Origin of the sequence: Haloarcula sp. NS06, from assembly GCF_051122755.1 — an archaeon.
Lineage (GTDB): Archaea > Halobacteriota > Halobacteria > Halobacteriales > Haloarculaceae > Haloarcula.
This window is the reverse complement of sequence record NZ_CP184843.1, coordinates 40,180-56,988: the sequence shown is the minus strand read 5'-3', so window position 1 is coordinate 56,988 and position 16,809 is coordinate 40,180. Positions and strand designations below refer to the sequence as shown.

Genomic DNA, 16,809 nt, shown 5'->3' with positions numbered 1-16,809 from the left:
CTAAGACTCACACCTCGGTTGTGTAGCGGTAGCGAGCGTCTCCTGTAAGACCGGTCGTTGCTGGTGAATCTTCTGAGCGTCCTCGATCAATCGCTCCAGTAACGGCGGTGGCGAGTGACCGAGATACTCACCGAGTTCGTGGAGTATGAGCTGGGCGTGCGACCGGAAGGTCGCCGCCCAGCGTTGCGGCGGAAACACGATCTCGTCGTCAGCCTGCTCGGTGACCAGACCCAACAGCTCACGACTCACCAGCAGTGACAGCAACGCCGCATACAGCAGAATTTTCACGACATCCGGGTCGCTTGTGTGAAACTCATCCAACTCGTACTGCGTCTTCAGTTCACGAAACAGCGTTTCTACCTCCCATCGACACCGATACAGCGTTCCTAGATCCGCCGGGAAGAACTCGTCTCGCGGCAAGTTCGTGATGTAGAGATGGTAGTCGTCGGCGTCCTCGTCACGGACGCCGACGACGCGGAATCGCTTCGTATCCAGCGAGCGCGTTCCTTCGTACTGCCCTCGCTTGAACTCCGCTTCGACCTCGACGTCGATGTACTTCCGCGAGAGATCATCGACCACATCGTGGATCTGCTTGCCCTCCAAGGGAATGGCGCGGTAATCATCAAGATAACTTCTGAACGCTAAGGAACTTCTCACACCACTTTTTAGCGTAGCTGACTCGCTGTGTCACTTGTTCAAATACGTCCTTGACGAGTTCGTGAAATTCGTCCTCGTCGCCGACGATAATCGGCGACATCGTCCATTTCAGCTGTTTCCAGACTTGCTCGATTGGGTTGAGATGCGGCGAACCTGATGGAAGGAAGATCAGGTCGATTCCTAGTTGATGTGCGCGCTTGCGCGTGTATTCACAGATGTGCGATCCGTGCTTATCCAAGACGAGCAGAATCCGCTGTCCCGGATTCTGCTCGCGGACCGTCTCTAAGACGCTGCAAATCTTCTTCTTTCTCCTCTGTTTCAGTCCAGCGAACCAGACTTTCTCCGTTCAATGCGTAGAATCCGACCGCTGAGTCTTCGGTCTTGACTAGCGGCCGTTCAACATGCGGGTCATCGACGTACCACACCCGCCGCGAATTATCGTACGGCTGTGGGTGTGAGGCATCGAAAAAGCCGATGACTGTCCCGCCGTCTGTACAAATATCGTCGTCGACAATCCATCCGTCTTCTTCGTCACCTTCCTCCTTGTTGTGGGGTTGGTCGTCAGTCTCGTCAAGCGCGTCGGCGACGCGCTCGTCGAGGACTTCCTCGGGATTCTCTGGCCTATTCGGTCGTTTCGGCCGGGGTTTCGCGTACGACAACCCAAGATCTCGGAGAAACTTCCCGAGGTAATCTGGGTGGTACTCGACACCGAACTCTTCGGCCAGAAGATGCTGTATCTCCTGTGATTTCCATGGCTGGCCCTCTTGGAGTAGTTCGAGCAGTTCTTGTTGTTCGTCCTCGTCGAGTTTCGGGGACGGCCGCCCCGAAACTCGGCATCAGTTCTTCTATTCCGCCTTCGTTCCAAGCACCCGCCCATCGGCGGCCGGTCGCTGCCGACCGAGCTTCCCGGTCGGCAGCTTCCGCAATCGTGTCGCCTTGGTAGAGATTCTTCACGAACCCGAGACGCCGAATCCTGTGTTTGTCTTCGGCGTCGCGGAGAAGCTCGTCGAGCTTCTCCTCTGAGATGTGACGCTTGATCTCTTTGCGTCGCTCGCGTCCCATTGCCAGCACATCGAACCGACCCCACAAAAGATTCCTCACTCATTACCGCGCCATTCCCGTAATTCCTCTGTTATCACCGGGTTCGCGCTCTTCTTCAGCCGACTCACGAAGTAGCCGTCGTTCTCGTCGATCAACGCGAAGCGACGGTATTTGAAATGCAGCTAGGTCAAGCAGAACGAGCCGCCCTTGCAGCCACGAACCCGTCTTGAACAGCGTGCTGTCGTGCGTTTTCTCATCCGTTACGTCGATCCGTTCAATCGTTTCATCGGTAGCGTTGTGGAGCAGGTGGAGCTTCGCTCCAGCCTGCTCCTCGTGACGGGCTTGGAACTCCTCAGAGAGGAACTCGTGCAACCGCAACACCGTTCCATCAGCGATCATCACGTCTCTGAATCGGTCGATATCAGCGTCAACAGCGTCGGGAACAGCGACCTCGTCGAGGCCGCGCTCGACGAGGTCGCGGAGATATTCTGCAAGAGTCGGCGTCAACCGGTGATAGAAGCCACCGGGCGAGATTGTCTCGTCGGCTGTAGCGTTGTAGCAGCGTCTGAACCCAGCGAGTGTTCGGCTCTCGCCTGCGGCGAAGCCGAACGCGAGCGCCCACACGAGGACTGGAACCTGAAGCTTGCCCTCTCGCTCGACCATGCCGAGTTCCTCGGCGTGCTCTTCGAGGAACTCGGAGGGAAACAGTGTAGTAAGCCGACGCATGATTCTCGATGAGGAGGCTTCTGTGTGCACAGCGGTTGCCTCCTCATTCCTCTCGAAAAGAAGCCTCGATAAGCCGTCGCTGTCACGTGGTTCTCCTCTTAGCTAAAGACGGATGCTCTCCCAGGTTACAATGCTCTGATGGCCACACCGTGGACAGGACGTATTCTCCCAGAATTCCTTGAGTCGCCGCTCGATGCGGGCATCGAGCGGCTCTGTGTCGATCTCGACAACGCCCAACTCGATCAGCTCTCGAAACATCGCTCCGAACGCTGGCTGAGCAGTAACCATATCGCCAAATTAGCGCCGGTTCAGTGTAACAATACGGTCTTTCCGCAGCTTTGCATAAGAGCGACTCTTGGATCACCCATCAAGAGATACAGGAACTAGTACTCCGATAGTCGCTGTGAGCAATAAGTAAAAATAGCGAATAGCTGTCTACGGGCCGGTTGAAGCAGTAGGGAGCTTGATTTTGAGAGTCGTATCCTCGGGAGCGACATGTAGTTCCCCACCAGATTTCGTCACTGTCCATTCGAGACACCAGAGCGCCAGCCCCTCCGCGTGATTGAGCGGGCTCTCCTCGCCTGCGTTGACAGCTTGAACATCTAATTCGGGGAGTCCGTCGGCATCGTCATCGATTCGAAGAACAACCTTCTCCTCATCTGTTCCAGCGTCAGTAACGGTGACCGTGACGTCCACGTGAACTTCCCCTTCATTGTGCGTCGCAATCTGGTGGACAACATCTGCGACTGCGGTCGGGAACGTCTGTGTCGCTTGGATAGCTCTGTCGTTTGTCTCACCGTTGAATTCGACATCTGCGCATGGGGTGTCGGCATCAACCCCCGCTAACTTCGAGGCTACATCGTCCAAATCAACGGGTTCTGGCTCGGCGTTCTCTTCGGCGAGCAGCTGTTTGATGCGCTGTGTGCGTGACGAAATCGTACTGAGTTCCCACGCAGCATTCTGCACAGCCTCTAAATCTGCTTGGGCCGCCTCGTCGTCGATGCGAGACGCAGCCAATTCAGCTCGTCCAGTGATGACGTTCACCTCGTTCCGAACGTTGTGACGGAGGATGCGATTCAGCACGTTCACCATCTCGGACCGCTCTTCGAGACTCGCATTCGATGCTTCAAGCTCAGTCTGTGTTTCGCGGATCTCCTCGATGCGCTGCTGGAGGGCATCCGTGTCGAGGCTATCGTCCGGTTGAGGTCGCCGAACTCGTCCGGCCGGTCGGTATCGAACTCCACGTCGTACTGACCATCTTCGATCTGCTCTGCCCGGTCGGTTAGCCGAGAGAGCGCGCCGGTCACATCTCGGCCGAGAACGCCGACGACACCCACGAGCGCAAGCAGAGTGAACGCTGCAATTCCACCGATCCATCGAAGGGCTTGCTGGGTTATGACGTACGCTTCACTGGCTGGTGCGTGTTCGATGACGACCCAGTCGGTGTTCGGAACCGCAGCATACGCTGCGACGTACTCTCCCTCTGTCTCAGGCTGGGTCTCGTAGGCTGGTGATTCGGTAAACCCAGAGTCCCCCGCAGGCCACTGCTGACTGCCGGTGCACGACGATTTCCATCGCGGTATTGGGTGAGCGTCGCGGCTGCATCATCACTGAACACGACCGTCCCGTTGGAATTGACCACTCGCGTAAAGCCGCCGTCGACGGGATGTTCGAAGCGATCGAAGATAGTCGCGGTGTCGATTTCGACGACAAGTAACTGCTCCGGGGTCCGACGAATTGGGGAAATAAACCCGATAACCGTCTCGTTTTGTACTGCATACGGGTCAGTCACCTGCACGTCATCGAAATCCTGGAAGGCGAACCGTTCAGTCCAGCCGAGTTCTTCGATGGGTTGTCCCCATTTCTCCATCTGAACTGACCGAAACAGTCTGATTCCGCCGATCAATTACGTATGCCCGAACGATCTCGGTATCAGATCTGTCCCCTTGCTGTGCCTGTAAATACTCCCGAACCTCGGTGCGGTCGCCATCCTCGAAGACCGGATGTTCGGAGAGGAGCTGAGCGACGAGTCGGTTCTTGCCACACCATTCTCGCAATTCGTCCGCTTCGGTCTCGGCAGCCGCGGTCATCGACTGTTCGACGTTGTCCTCCAACAATCCCCCCACCTGTACATATAGTCCGACTGTGCCGATACTGATGATTAGGAAGACGACGAGGAGCGCCGTAGTAAGTTTCCGTCGGAACGACGACCGCACAACAGCGATGATCGTTCCCAGAACGGGGAGGGAGGACAGGTATCTACGCATCGTCGAGCACCTCGCCCTCTAAAAACTGTGTTGCGACCGCGAACGGATGCTCTCCATCGAGGAGGACCTGGCTGTTGAGGTTCCGCATTATCGACTTATTCGAGTGCTGAACCAACAGGGGAGAGAATCTCGAATACCTCCGGATGTTCGTCGATGAGCGGAGCATACGCTGTCGGGGCCGGTCGGTAGGGGAGGAAGTAGTCGCGGTCGTCCTCGAGGACTGTAACTGTCGACCGGTTGAGCTGCGGATCAGTCGCAAAACCACTCGTAATCTGCACGCGACCCTGTTCGAGTAGTTCGTACGTCAGCCCGATCGACGTGACAATGAACGGTTCGGTCTGGATTGGCTCGCCGTTCGCAGTCTCGATTTCATAATATGAAGCGAGTCCACGCCATCCGTCCTGCCGATGAAAGAATTCCTCGTTGACGGCGACACCAGGCGTATCACCACCGTTTCGGATATGGGTTGCCAAATCGCTGATGGTCGATATCTCGGTCTGTTCCGCCCATCGAGCGCCGGCAGCGATGACGTACTCGTTCGAGAACGGTGCCGGGTCAGCCAACTGGAGTCGCTGGGAATCAGCGTCCGCTTGGACCCGCTCAAAGAGTGACTCGGGGTCGGTGATCCGTCTATCGTGGCGAGGCGGGAGCTGCAGCCATGCCGTACCCGTGTACTCCCAGTACAGGTGTTGATCCCCCGATGCTGTTGCCTCCCAGTTCGATAGCGAGTTTCCTGCCCCGATTTCATCGACGGCACGAATCCAATCGATTCTCCGTAGCCGTTCGTAGGCGAGGTAGCTGAGAATCTTCTGCTCAGTGAACGGCTTCGACCCGATCCGAACGGTTACTGATTCTGATTCGGGTTGTTCACTCTTGGCGCACCCACTGAGTATGCCGGTAACGGCCACCCCGCCAGCGCGGCCTATCTGTCCGAGGAACCGGCGGCGCATGGGTGGCATATAAACATATCTGTACCGGCGAATGACATATAACTATAGGGCTTCTTGAGGAACTTCTGAAAGCCGGGGTTACGCCGAGTACGGTCTGGTTTTCACTCGGTTGAAATCTCGAACCGCGCACCCCCGCAAGCGCCGTTAGAGGCTGTGACTGTCCAGCCGTGCCTGCTCAGCGACTTCCTCGACGATGCTGAGGCCGAACCCTGTCCCGTTGTCGGCTGTCGTATATCCAGCGTCAAACACGTCTTCTCCCGCGGCCTCAGGAAGGCCGGCTCCGTCGTCGGCGACATAGAACCCGTTCGCTGTGTCTCCGACTGTTACTGTCACGGCTGGCCCGCCGTGCTCGACCGAGTTCCGAAGGAGGTTAGTTAGGAGCTGCCGGAGTTGATCGCGGTCGGCCTCGACGGTCCGTTCGGTTTCAACCCTTAATATCGCATCAGTCGCAGATACTGTCTCCCAGATGGTTTCAACAAGATTCGATAACTGGATGGACTCAAGTGTCATCGCTTCCTCGCCAGTTTGAGCGAGTGTCAGCAAGTCCTCGATGAGTGAATCCATCCGGTCCAGCGCATGGTCGATATCGTCGATGTGATCGCTGTCGCAGTCCTCACGCAGTAACTCGAGACGTCCCTCCGCGACTTGCAGCGGGTTGCGCAGGTCGTGGCTCACGACGCTCGTGAACCGGTCCAGCCGCTCGTTCTGTTGGACGAGTTCGCGTTCGCGCCGCTTCTGGTCGCTGATGTCGCGGTCCATCGCCACGAACCGGTCTTCCCCGTCCAAATTGAGCCGGATGAGATGGACCTCGATGGGGAACGTCGACCCGTCTTTGCGCTCGAGTTGGCCTTCGAATCGGTGTGGAGTATTCGGTGGGAGCGTATCCCAGAACGACGACGCCCGCGCGGGATCTGCTGTCGGGTCGAGGTCCCAGACCTTCCGTCCCAGGAGTTCTGATTCGGTATAGCCGAGTTCGTCACACAGCCGCTGGTTAACATCCCGAATCACACCGTCGATGTCGTGGACTGCAAACATATCCGGCGAGTGCTCAAACAGCGCCTCTAGTCGTGCGCTATGGGACTGTAACTGCTGTTCGTACTGTTTGCGGTCCGTGACGTCATCTTGGAACCCGACAAAGAGATCCAACTCTCCATCGTCGTCGAACAGCGGGGCGACACGGACGCGGTTCCAGAACTCAGTTCCATCTTTCCGGTAGTTTCGTAACTCGACGGTCGCCGATTCCCGACTGTCGATCGCAGTCCGGAGGGTTTGGACAGGTTCGTCTTCAGTCGCTTCGCCTTGGAGAAATCGGCAGTTCCGGCCGATTATCTCTCGTTTCCCGTAGCCGGTCAGGTCGGTGAATTCGTCGTTTGCGTAGATGATCGGATTATCCTCCTGGTGAGGGTCGGTTAGGAGAATTCCGATGGGCGCTTCGTCCATCGCTTGCTCTTTTGCAGACAGCTTTGACTCGCCGGCGTCAACCGTTGCCTGTGGACTGAGCGTGCAGATGAGTGAGCCGTCCTCTGTGTACGAGAGGGTATGTTCGATGTCGAGTTCGCTCCCGTTCTTTCGGACGAACGTCGTGGTTCCGTGCCAGCGGCCGTCGCGTGCTTCTGGGAGGAGTACGTCGTAGACGGCATCGATATCGTCGTCGTGATAGAACGTCTCCCAGTGGAGACCGATGAGCTCCTCACGGGTGTAGCCGAGTATCTCTGCACAGGCGGTGTTCGCGTACTCGATGTAGCCGTCTTCGTTGAGAATGCTGATCCCGTCTTGGGCGGTCTCGATGGCTTCAAGACCACGGTTCGAGGGTGTCATAGAACGATTACCACACCAAAGAGCAGGGTAAACGCTGAGGTGGTATGAGTTCAGCGACCCTGCAAGATGATGCTTCGATAGAGACCTTCTTCAATGTCGCGGAGACCGAAACGCTAGCGTTGTTTGAGCATCTCTCCTTCGAATTTCTCGCAGAGTTCGACGTGTTCGCCCCGGCGCAGACGGGGCGAACACGAGAGCACGAGCCACCAGAGATGATGCGTGGCTTCCTCCACTGCTACTACCACGATATCTACGGTATCCGTCCCGTTGAACGAGAGCTTCGGAACACGGTTGTCTGGCTGAGTTGTGGCTTCGATCGACCGCCGTCGAGAGACGCGGTCGATCGTTTCCTCACTGACCTCGAACACGTCGTTGACGATGTCTTCGACCGACTCGTCGAGCAGGCCGCCCGGCGCGGCCTGCTCGACGTGACCTACTGCATTGATTCAACCGACGTGAGGGCGATGCCCGCTGATTCAGATGCGTCGAAGTGCTACGATCCAACCGCTGAAGAGTACTACCACGGCTACGGCTGCACGATCGTCTCGACCGGCTCAAAGATTCCAATCGCAGCAGAGTTCACAGAGAGTAAGCAAGCGCCGGAGGAGACGGCGATGCGCGTCACGCGTGACGCGCTCGCCGTCGATACACCGGTCTGGATGCTCGGTGACAGCGCCTACGACACGCTCGACTGGCACGACCACCTGCTGGCCGCAGGGGTCGTGCCAGTCGCTCCGTACAACCCACGAAACACTGACGACCCGAAAGACATCGAGTACAGAGTCGAAGATCGAATCGAGGAACACAGTGAATGCATTCAATTGAAGCAATCGACGGCTAGACGAGACGTATAACCGCCGGACAGGAGTCGAACGAACCAATGAATCAGTCAAGGACTGCGGCCTCGGGCGAACGCACGCCCGAGGCCGCGTCCACGCACGAGCGCAAGTGTTTCTTGCGCTGAGCCTTCGCCTCGTCGTCGCAATCACAAACTACGAACGCGGAGACAATCCGGGAAGTACCGTGATCACGGTGTGAGAACTCTTCTATGACACCCTCCAAGCACTCCAAACCCGATATTTGAAAGTGTCTGGAGCGAAAGTGGGATTCGCAAGACAAGGAGATCCCGTGTTGTGCCGCCGCCAAATGCAGTAACGAGCCCAACCACACTGACGCCAAACGGATCAAATCCCTCTCGAATGGCTTTACTGGCACCAACGAGTGCAAATGCGACCAATCCGACTGCATTTGCAACCCAGAACAATGCGTTTTCCAACATCAATCACTACGAACTTCGTGGTCCGTATGTGCCGATGAATCTGTTTCTCGGAGGCTGACAATCGCTTGGCGCATTGTGGAACGACTGACAAGTGTGAACCCTGCAGCCACGGCCACAAACCCGACAACGGTTGTCATACTAATTGTTTGGCCAAGGAGTAGGACTGATACGACCGTTGCAGCTACTGGTTCCAGATACGCGACAAGTGTCGTTTCAGTCGCGCCAACCTCTCTTACCAACCGGAAGTACAATAGATACCCTCCGGCTCCAGCGACGAGAGTGATGTATACCAACGAGACAACTGCTACTGGGGAAAGCGACTGTACATCCGGCACCGATTCACCACGAAGAAAGCTACCACAAAACAGGAGTGTTGCCCCAACTAGCATTGCCCACCCTTGGAGTGCTTCCATAGGGAGCCCTTCGTCGAATAACTGGATTGTCACAGATCCAACTGCAAACAGTATCGTTCCGAGAAAGACCAAGCCGACACCGAGTGCCGTCGACGATAGTGATGTAGTACCCACTGATGGTTGTGAGAGAACTACAACGCCACTTATGCCGAGACAGAACCCAATCACGTCGGGAAGTCCACGGGATTCCCCGAGGATGGGGACTGCAACAAGAGCTGCGACGACTGGCGACATCGTGGTGACGACGGATGCGACGGCGCCTGTAATGTGCTGTGTGCCCAAGTAGAGACCCGCTTGATAGCCACCAAACATGAACCCGCCAACGATGCTGATACTCAGGAGTTCGCGTGTCGTTTCTGGTCGCAACCGGTCCGTAGTCAATCGTGCATACCCGAGGACGATACAGCCAGAGACAGCATATCGAATCCCAGCAGCACCTAGTGGGGGAAGCTGTGAAACGACGATGTCAATTGCGGGGAACCCGGCTCCCCAGAGAAGACCCAACCCGATGATAGCTAAGCCTGCCGGAATGTGAAATCGGAATGTGTTTGGGGCCCCCATATTCTGTTGGTCGAGGGTATGTGGTAGATTGGGAATAAGTGAAGGAACGCGGCATTACTCCGAGCGTATTACGGTAAGTTCGTCATCTATTCGAAACTGAGGCCGCATTTAGTGAATAAGCTGAAGTAGCTACGAACTATGGCATGAGTCACAGCGTATGGACGAGAAAGATATCCAGATTTTGAAATCGTTAGAAGAACTCGAGACGACGAGTACCGAAGCGGTGAGTGACGCAACGGGGATTCCGTTATCGACCATTCATTACCGCCTCAACAATCTCCGTGATGCTGGGGTCATCACAAACGAACGATTAGACCTCGATCTCGACGAATTCGGACTTGGAGTAACAATCCTTGTACAGATATTTACGAAGGATGATCAATCCCATACCGAGAGTGGGCAAGCTATTGCGGGTATTGAAGGGGTAACAAAAGTCTTCTTCACGATGGGGAGTACTGACTTTATCGCGTTAGCACGGTTGCCAAACAGTGACAGCGTGGAGCGATTGATTTCCGATTTTGAAGCGCTTGACGAGGTTGCTCGTACTAACTCAACGTTTGTCATCGAACGGGAACTCGATAGTCACTACCCCCTCCAACAGTACAGCGAAGAGACTCTCGTTGAAGAAGTCGGGTAGTAGTTTAACTGACGCGGTCGTATCATCCAGATAGGGGAGTTGCGCGTTGCCACAAGACATTCAATTGTCGCTCGAATCTATAGACGATCTCTGCCTCTATCACACCTACTACACCAAACCAGAATTCGAAGTTTGTCGTGCTCGCGGTTCCGCTCGTCGACGAGACTCGCCATCTCATGTCCACCGAGGAATTCGCCGCGATGCGTGACGATGCGATTCTGATCAACGTCGCGCGTGGCCCTGTGGTCGACCAGGCGGCGCTCGTCGACGCTCTCGAAGCTGGGGCGCTCGGTGGGGCTGCACTCGACGTTTTCGAGGCGGAACCGCTGCCCGAGGAGTCCCCCTTTGGGAGTTCGAGGAGGTTCTCATCACTCCCCACTGCGCAGGATTCACTGAGGACTACTATCGGAACGTCGCGGATCTCGTCCGGGAGAACATCGCCCACATCGACGCCGGCGAGGAACTCGTCAATCGATCCGTGTAGCTGAGTGGGTTGGGATTACGCGGATCGCACAGATCGAACAGAGGCACACGATAGACTTCCACTATAGCTGTTCAGTGATATGCTCCTTGAGCAGCGTCCGGTGACAGCGTTTCTGGTCGGTGTTCTCGAAACAGACGAAGACGAGGTGTTCACCATCACGAAGCCTGTTCGTGAGTTCACCGGCTGCCTCCTGAGCATCCGCTGCTTCGGTGAGATGTGTTCGGTACCGGTCTTCGAATCCGACCTCGTCCCAGGCAGCATTATGGGCGCCTTCGTCACACATCCCCTGCATTTTGAAATCCTCGTGGCGCTGTTTGAACTCGTCCAGGAGGTCTGGCGGTGGACCGAGTGCCGGGTAGTTCTCGTTGATCGTCGTTCTGAACCAGCCAGTGGGCCGTCGTACCACACCCACGAGCGTAGCCTCCGGGGAGATGTCTACGAGATCATGCTGTAGCGCTGCGACGTACGTGTCCTCGAGGAGGTCAGAGGTGGTCACGATCTCTGTCTTTGCCGTTCGGCGCCCAGCGTAGTCAACCTCCCGGTGGATGTCTATGGCCCCTGCCCGCTGGGGGGTTTTGTGATCGTTCGCAGAGCGAGAATATGGCTGGGTTATGCTGTCGAGACTGTCCAGCGGGTAGGACGACCGACATCGATTCGGGCAGCGGATTGACGCATTACTGCCGGAGTACGGTTCAAATAGAGACGGCACGTCCAACAGGTATCGAATCAACGGCTGTCTGTCGATATCGAAAGCTATAGTCCGATTTGTGAGCAAGAGCTAGGGGAATGTCGTGGATCTTGCTCTTTGTAGCTGGCCTGTTCGAGATCGCTTGGGCAATTGGCTTAGAGTATTCTGACGGCCTCTCAGAACCAATCCCGACAGCGGGTACAGTCATCGCGCTCATCATCAGTATGGTATTACTCGCGAAAGCGATACAAAACCTGCCGATCGGGACCGCGTATGCTGTCTGGACGGGGATCGGCGCCGTTGGCACTGCCACGCTCGGCATCGTCTTATTCGACGAACCGGCGACGAGTGCCCGTCTCCTCTTCATCTCCGTGATCGTCTTCGGGATCGTTGGCCTCCACTTCGTCTCTGGAGGCCACTAACGACGACTCACCGAACGGAGTCCGGCGGTTACCAGCCGTACTCCTGGTGGACCTGACGACCTTCTTCGTTCAACAGTGGTCCGACCACATCGCTGACGCCATCCAGAATTTCCGCGCACCGAACTGTTGGCTCGCTCCCGGTGAACGCTGCGATTTCATCACTCCCGACACTGTAGGCGACGCGACCGAACCCAGCTGTCGCCATCCCGCCAGCACACATCGGACACGGTTCGGTGCTCGTATACATGACCATCGCAGCGCGCTCATCGGCGTCGTACTCTCGGCACGCGCGATACGCGAGATGGAGCTCGGGGTGGCGGCGGATATCGTCCTCCGTACTCTCGCGATTCGAATCGCTCATGATGACAGTATCGTCGCGGACGAGTACGGTGCCGAACGGTTTGTCGCCACGAGCGGTAGCCTCGCGCGCTAGCTCGAAGGTCTCGCGCATATGTGCGTCGTGGTCGAACTCGTCGAAATTGGGAGCTGCCATAGCTGTATGGTAGTCTCTCTGGGTGAAGTACTTGGTTGGAACGGCGACTCAGGCTTCGTTTGGCCTGTGACGGTCCCTGTCGGTTGGTCTATCCTTCGGGAGGTGATGACGGTGATTTTTCACCCCGCTGCCAGCCTACCCTCTGACCTCCAGTATTCTAGATGTAGAGTGGTTAAGAGTCTGCAACGCGGACCTACCGACCGAGGAATGATTCTAAGTGACGGATAGAATGAAGGCTGTTCGCATGCACGAGTTCGGCTCGCCGGATGTCCTCAGATACGAGGATGCGCCCCGTCCGGATCCGCTTGATGATGACGTGCTCGTTCGGGTTCACGCAGCGGGTGTCAACCCAGTCGACTGGCGGATTCGTCAGGGAATGCAGCTGGTGTCGATGCTGCCCGAGAATCCGTTTCCCCTCATTCTCGGGATGGACGTTTCAGGCGTCGTCGAGGAGACCGGCGCGTCAGTTACCGAATTTGAGACGGGCGATGCAGTGTTCGGTGTCAATGGGTTCCCGGAGTTAGGTTCCTATGCGGAGTATTCGGCCACACCTGCCGAGCAACTAGCCCCGAAGCCCAAATCGCTCGATCACGAGGGGGCAGCTGGCGTGCCGGTCGTCACGCAGACCGCTTGGCAAGCGTTATTCGAGTATGCTGATTGCACGGCCGACCAGCGAGTTCTCATCCACGGTGCAGCAGGTGGTGTCGGACATATGGCCGTCCAGCTGGCGAAATGGAAGGGGGCCGACGTAATCGCCACAGCGTCGGGATACAGCGAAGACTATCTCCGGGAGTTAGGCGTCGATGAGTTCGTGAACTACCGCGAGGAGCGCTTCGAGTCAGTGATTGATGAGGTCGATATCGTGGTAGATACAGTCGGGGGTGAAACCCCAGCACGCTCAGTTGACGTGCTCAGGAAAAAGGGGGTGCTCGTTTCAGTCGTTGGACAACCATCCGGAGCGCTCACCACCAACCACGACATTGATGTACAGGTGGTAAGTGGGCGGTCGAATTCCCCATCGCTCCTAACAACGATTAGCGAACTGATTGACGCCGGAGAAGTGCGCCCCACGATCAGTGCCGAATTCCCACTCGAAAATACAGCTCAGGCACACGAAGTAGGTGAGACAGAACACGTACAAGGGAAACTCGTTCTCAGCGTAGCGTGATTCGACGTGTCGTACATTGAATTGAGATCCACAGTCAGTATCGAGTGGATCTCCCACTCCAATTCTTGTGACAATAGAATTAGAACTATTTCTCCAACACGGATTAGCGTGGCCACCGCCCTGTAGCGGATGACTTACGGGGAGCACTTACCGAGAGAGTAATAGAACGGATGGAATGGATACGGAAACTCCGGAATTCGCCAGCAGCGGCCGTGATTTTCGCGAGTACCCTCGTCGCTGTCATGGGTGTCTCACTCATCAGCCCTGTACTCCCAGCGGTCCAGGAGGCATGGAACATTTCGGAGGCACAGGCCAGCCTCTTGCTGTCGGCGTTCACGCTCCCGGAATCTTTCTCACTCTCCCGATTGGACTGCTAACCGACCGCGTCGGTCGAAAACCGATTCTAATCCCGGCGCTCGTTGTCTTCGGACTCAGTGGTGGCGGTATCATCTTCATTTCCGACTTCACCCTGATCTTGGTCCTGCGAGCCATCCAAGGGGCGGCGAGTAGTGCGATTGCGATGCTCACGGTCACGCTCCTCGGCGACCTCTATTCCGGTGAACAACGACGAGTGCTAATTGGGACCAACGCGGCGATTCTCGCGGTGGGTGCTGCTGGCTATCCGTTACTCGGCGGTGCGCTCGCGACAGTCGCTTGGTCGGCGCCCTTCGCGTGTTTTCTCCTCGCGCTGCTCGTCGCTGTACCCGGCATAACCTTGCTCGAGGAGCCACAGCGCGACGAGAACAATACGAATTCGAGTATCCGTGCATTCCTCACCGGGCCCACATCGATGACCCCCTTCGTCGTGCTCTATCTCGCAATCTTCGGTATTTTTGTCATCCTCTATGGTGCGCAGCTCACCGCCGTTCCGTTCCTACTCGCCAACGAATATCAGCTCTCTTCAGCCGGTATCGGCCTTCTCGTGGGATCACCAGCAATTTCAATGGGAGCGACAGCAATGCAAGGTGATCGCGTGCTTCGGTCGCTCACGAGCTTCCAATCGATCGCGCTCGGATTCGTGAGTTACGGGATCGGACTCGTCATTGTCGCCGTCGCGGACTCCATATACGTAGTTGCTGGTGCACTCCTTCTATTCGGACTTGGTCAAGGACTTGCAGAGCCGATTACGGATACGGCACTCAACGAACGAGCACCGGACGAATTCCGCGGGAGCATTATGAGTATTCGGACGAGTGTTCTCAGACTCGGCACGACGGTCGGTCCGCCGCTTAGTGTCGGGGCTGCAGCACTGTTCGGCTATCGTCAAACCCTGTTAGTGTCTGGTGCCGCTGCCTTCTTGATCGGAGTAACGTGGTTTACGGTGAGACGTCAGTGAACACTCAAAGTCAGCTAACAGATTGGAGACGGAATGTGTTCATTGGTGGGTATCCAGAATTCGACGTACGGTGACCTCGGCAAGCTGTGTGAAACCCACTGTATCCGGCATAACATCGACAGCGATCCCATGCTTGTCGACAGCACGTTTTGTTGGTGCTCCTATCGCTCCAACAATCGTCTCCTCTAGCTCGCGTTGGAGTGCAGCGACAGCGTCACGTTCAGTCGCAATTTGAACGAAGTACTCTACCGTCTTTGGCGAGGTGAACAGTATACCGTCCAGCTTACCGTCTACCGCAAGTGAAACCGACTGTCCCGCAGTCTCCGGTCGTTCCAAGCGATATAAGGATGTTTCGCTGACAATTGCACCAGCTGCTTCCAGTCCTTCAACAAGTACTTCGCTGCCGTGTGCACTCCGAGCAAGTTCAACGGTTTGGCCCTCGACATCAGTAGATAACTCGTCGACGAGTCCTGTGGATGTGAACGTCGATGGAACGATATCGACTGAATAGCCCCGATTGCATAATGCGGTTGCAGTCTGATCTCCGACAGCACAAACAGTGGCTCCTCGTTGTTTCCATCCCGCTGTCGCAGCTAGTTCGACACCGGTCTCGCTTGTGAAGATACAGTAATCCGCATGTTGGGGAACCTGACCGGTCGGTGTGATTGTCAGCATCGGGTCTGGAATCGGGGATACATCGAGTGACTGGAGATACTCGACCGCCTCAACGATACGGCTGTCGTCGGGTCGGAGAACAGCCACCGTCGGCTGGGACATATTGAACAGTTAGCCGATGCTGGACTTGTGTGTATCGAGAATCGGCGACCCGTCTCGAACGATTCAAACCGGCATCCTGCTAATTGCCGGTATGGACGAGAAGTCTCACGACCACGTTGTTCCGGGAAGTGCTGAAGAGTTGACCACGCCAGACGTGGAGGGCTACGACTTCCGTGGCGAATTCGATTTTCAGGAGATGCTGGAAGCGTATGCAACGACGGGCTTTCAGGCGACGCAACTCGCAGAGGCCATCGACATCGCCGAGCAAATGCAAGACGCCGATGCCACGATGTATCTCACATGCACGTCGAATATCATTTCGTCGGGATTGCGTGAAGTCGTCGCCTACCTCGTTCGTGAAGGGTACGTCGACGTGCTTATCACGACCGCGGGATCGCTGGCGGAGGATGTTATCAAAACGGCGAAGCCGTTCAAAATGGGAGAGTGGGATGCGGACGAGGCCGCGCTCCGGGAACAGGGAATCAACCGTCTTGGGAATCTCTTTGTTCCTTCCGACCGATACGTCTGGTTGGAGGAGTACCTGTACGACTTTTTCGAGGAGTTCTTCGCCGACGAAAAGGTCCGGACGCCGACGGCGTTTGCCCGCGAGTTAGGGGAGACACTCGACGATCCCGATTCGGTCCTGAAGCAAGCGGCGGACAACGACGTTCCCGTGTACTGTCCGGCGCTGACGGACGCCGAAGTTGGGAACTTTCTCTACTATTACAGACAGGGATACGACTCGGAAGTCGGCATCGAGATCCTCGACGATTATGACTCGCTTATCGAGGACGGGATGCTTGCTGACACGACAGGTCTGATCGCAGTCGGCGGGGGCGTCCCGAAACACCACGCGATTATGACAAATCTGTTCCGTGGCGGGGCGGATTACGTCGTCTACATCTCGACTGGTATGGAAGGGGATGGCTCACTCTCTGGAGCGCCCCCGAACGAGGCAGTATCGTGGGGGAAGATCAAAGACGATGAGCGGACGAATTACACGCAGGTTGAAGCAGAAGCAACGCTCGTCTTCCCACTGCTTGTAGCGGGTGCTTTCAGCAATTGAGTGCGATCTGCTGATTAAACTGGTTC

General features: G+C 56.4%; 13 protein-coding genes and 9 pseudogenes. 8 read left to right on the top strand and 14 right to left on the bottom strand.

Translation table 11 applies throughout. The features are described 5' to 3' along the window. The 6 genes and pseudogenes from ACODNH_RS02645 to ACODNH_RS02620 all read right to left on the bottom strand — a co-directional run. Positions 1-615: pseudogene (locus tag ACODNH_RS02645) on the bottom strand (transposase); the annotation flags it as partial. 7 nt (positions 616-622) lie between these two features. Continuing rightward, positions 623-1,719: pseudogene (locus tag ACODNH_RS02640) on the bottom strand (IS630 family transposase). Between the two features lie 44 nt (positions 1,720-1,763). Continuing rightward, a pseudogene (locus ACODNH_RS02635) lies at positions 1,764-2,424 on the bottom strand (IS4 family transposase); the annotation flags it as partial. A gap of 114 nt (positions 2,425-2,538) precedes the next feature. Continuing rightward, positions 2,539-2,712 (bottom strand): annotated as a pseudogene (locus ACODNH_RS02630) (IS1595 family transposase); the annotation flags it as partial. Positions 2,713-2,859: 147 nt separating this feature from the next. Continuing rightward, complete coding sequence (locus tag ACODNH_RS02625) at positions 2,860-3,516, bottom strand: hypothetical protein (RefSeq protein ID WP_434530294.1); 657 nt, start codon at positions 3,514-3,516, stop codon at positions 2,860-2,862. Then, positions 3,510-3,761, bottom strand: coding sequence for a HAMP domain-containing protein (locus ACODNH_RS02620; RefSeq protein WP_434530293.1), 252 nt, complete (start codon positions 3,759-3,761; stop codon positions 3,510-3,512). Before ACODNH_RS02620 ends, ACODNH_RS02625 begins: the two co-directional genes overlap by 7 nt. Before the next feature lie 245 nt (positions 3,762-4,006). Here ACODNH_RS02620 and ACODNH_RS02615 point away from each other — a divergent pair, with 245 nt between their 5' ends. After that, the gene (locus ACODNH_RS02615) at positions 4,007-4,141 is read left to right on the top strand and encodes a hypothetical protein (protein ID WP_434530292.1); all 135 of its coding nucleotides are present in this window, start codon (positions 4,007-4,009) and stop codon (positions 4,139-4,141) included. 109 nt (positions 4,142-4,250) lie between these two features. Here ACODNH_RS02615 and ACODNH_RS02610 read toward each other — a convergent pair whose 3' ends face one another. The 3 genes and pseudogenes from ACODNH_RS02610 to ACODNH_RS02600 all read right to left on the bottom strand — a co-directional run bounded on the left by ACODNH_RS02610 (position 4,251) and on the right by ACODNH_RS02600 (position 7,459). Continuing rightward, complete coding sequence (locus ACODNH_RS02610) at positions 4,251-4,691, bottom strand: hypothetical protein (RefSeq protein WP_434530291.1); 441 nt, start codon at positions 4,689-4,691, stop codon at positions 4,251-4,253. Between the two features lie 95 nt (positions 4,692-4,786). Beyond that, positions 4,787-5,650 (bottom strand): glycine betaine ABC transporter substrate-binding protein, encoded by an 864-nt coding sequence (locus ACODNH_RS02605; protein ID WP_434530290.1) that lies wholly within the window; start codon positions 5,648-5,650, stop codon positions 4,787-4,789. Between the two features lie 92 nt (positions 5,651-5,742). Then, positions 5,743-7,459, bottom strand: a pseudogene (locus ACODNH_RS02600) (PAS domain S-box protein). A gap of 44 nt (positions 7,460-7,503) precedes the next feature. On the opposite strand from ACODNH_RS02600, the pseudogene ACODNH_RS02595 reads away from it, so the two are divergent. Then, positions 7,504-8,497 (top strand): annotated as a pseudogene (locus ACODNH_RS02595) (transposase). A 19-nt stretch (positions 8,498-8,516) separates the two neighbouring features. On the opposite strand, the pseudogene ACODNH_RS02590 reads toward ACODNH_RS02595, so the two are convergent. Further along, positions 8,517-8,738 (bottom strand): annotated as a pseudogene (locus ACODNH_RS02590) (TRIC cation channel family protein); the annotation flags it as partial. Then, entirely contained in the window at positions 8,738-9,712 is a 975-nt protein-coding gene (locus tag ACODNH_RS02585; RefSeq protein WP_135806853.1) for a DMT family transporter, read from the bottom strand. The gene ACODNH_RS02585 and the pseudogene ACODNH_RS02590, both read right to left, overlap by 1 nt. A 157-nt stretch (positions 9,713-9,869) precedes the next feature. On the opposite strand from ACODNH_RS02585, the gene ACODNH_RS02580 reads away from it, so the two are divergent. Together ACODNH_RS02580 and ACODNH_RS02575 are read left to right on the top strand one after the other, a co-directional pair. Then, a complete protein-coding gene (locus ACODNH_RS02580; protein ID WP_135806854.1) occupies positions 9,870-10,349 on the top strand; it encodes an Lrp/AsnC family transcriptional regulator in 480 nt (159 codons plus the stop codon). Between the two features lie 122 nt (positions 10,350-10,471). Beyond that, a pseudogene (locus ACODNH_RS02575) lies at positions 10,472-10,833 on the top strand (NAD(P)-dependent oxidoreductase); the annotation flags it as partial. A 61-nt stretch (positions 10,834-10,894) separates the two neighbouring features. Here the strand turns inward: ACODNH_RS02575 and ACODNH_RS02570 are convergent. After that, positions 10,895-11,329 (bottom strand): DUF488 domain-containing protein, encoded by a 435-nt coding sequence (locus ACODNH_RS02570; protein WP_135822951.1) that lies wholly within the window; start codon positions 11,327-11,329, stop codon positions 10,895-10,897. 290 nt (positions 11,330-11,619) lie between these two features. Between ACODNH_RS02570 and ACODNH_RS02565 the strand changes: the two genes are divergently transcribed. Further along, entirely contained in the window at positions 11,620-11,943 is a 324-nt protein-coding gene (locus ACODNH_RS02565) for a DMT family transporter (RefSeq protein WP_114579067.1), read from the top strand. 28 nt (positions 11,944-11,971) lie between these two features. Here ACODNH_RS02565 and ACODNH_RS02560 read toward each other — a convergent pair whose 3' ends face one another. After that, a complete protein-coding gene (locus tag ACODNH_RS02560; protein ID WP_135822952.1) occupies positions 11,972-12,436 on the bottom strand; it encodes a nucleoside deaminase in 465 nt (154 codons plus the stop codon). A gap of 244 nt (positions 12,437-12,680) precedes the next feature. Here ACODNH_RS02560 and ACODNH_RS02555 point away from each other — a divergent pair, with 244 nt between their 5' ends. After that, positions 12,681-13,604: an NADP-dependent oxidoreductase gene (locus tag ACODNH_RS02555; protein ID WP_237560641.1), complete on the top strand. Its 924-nt coding sequence runs from the start codon at positions 12,681-12,683 to the stop codon at positions 13,602-13,604. A 170-nt stretch (positions 13,605-13,774) separates the two neighbouring features. Then, a pseudogene (locus ACODNH_RS02550) lies at positions 13,775-14,940 on the top strand (MFS transporter). 39 nt (positions 14,941-14,979) lie between these two features. Here the strand turns inward: ACODNH_RS02550 and ACODNH_RS02545 are convergent. Then, on the bottom strand, positions 14,980-15,717 hold the full coding sequence (locus ACODNH_RS02545; protein WP_434530289.1) for a uroporphyrinogen-III synthase: 738 nt from the start codon (positions 15,715-15,717) through the stop codon (positions 14,980-14,982). 91 nt (positions 15,718-15,808) lie between these two features. Between ACODNH_RS02545 and ACODNH_RS02540 the strand changes: the two genes are divergently transcribed. Continuing rightward, the gene (locus tag ACODNH_RS02540; protein ID WP_434530288.1) at positions 15,809-16,783 is read left to right on the top strand and encodes a deoxyhypusine synthase; all 975 of its coding nucleotides are present in this window, start codon (positions 15,809-15,811) and stop codon (positions 16,781-16,783) included. The last annotated feature ends 26 nt before the right edge of the window (positions 16,784-16,809 follow it).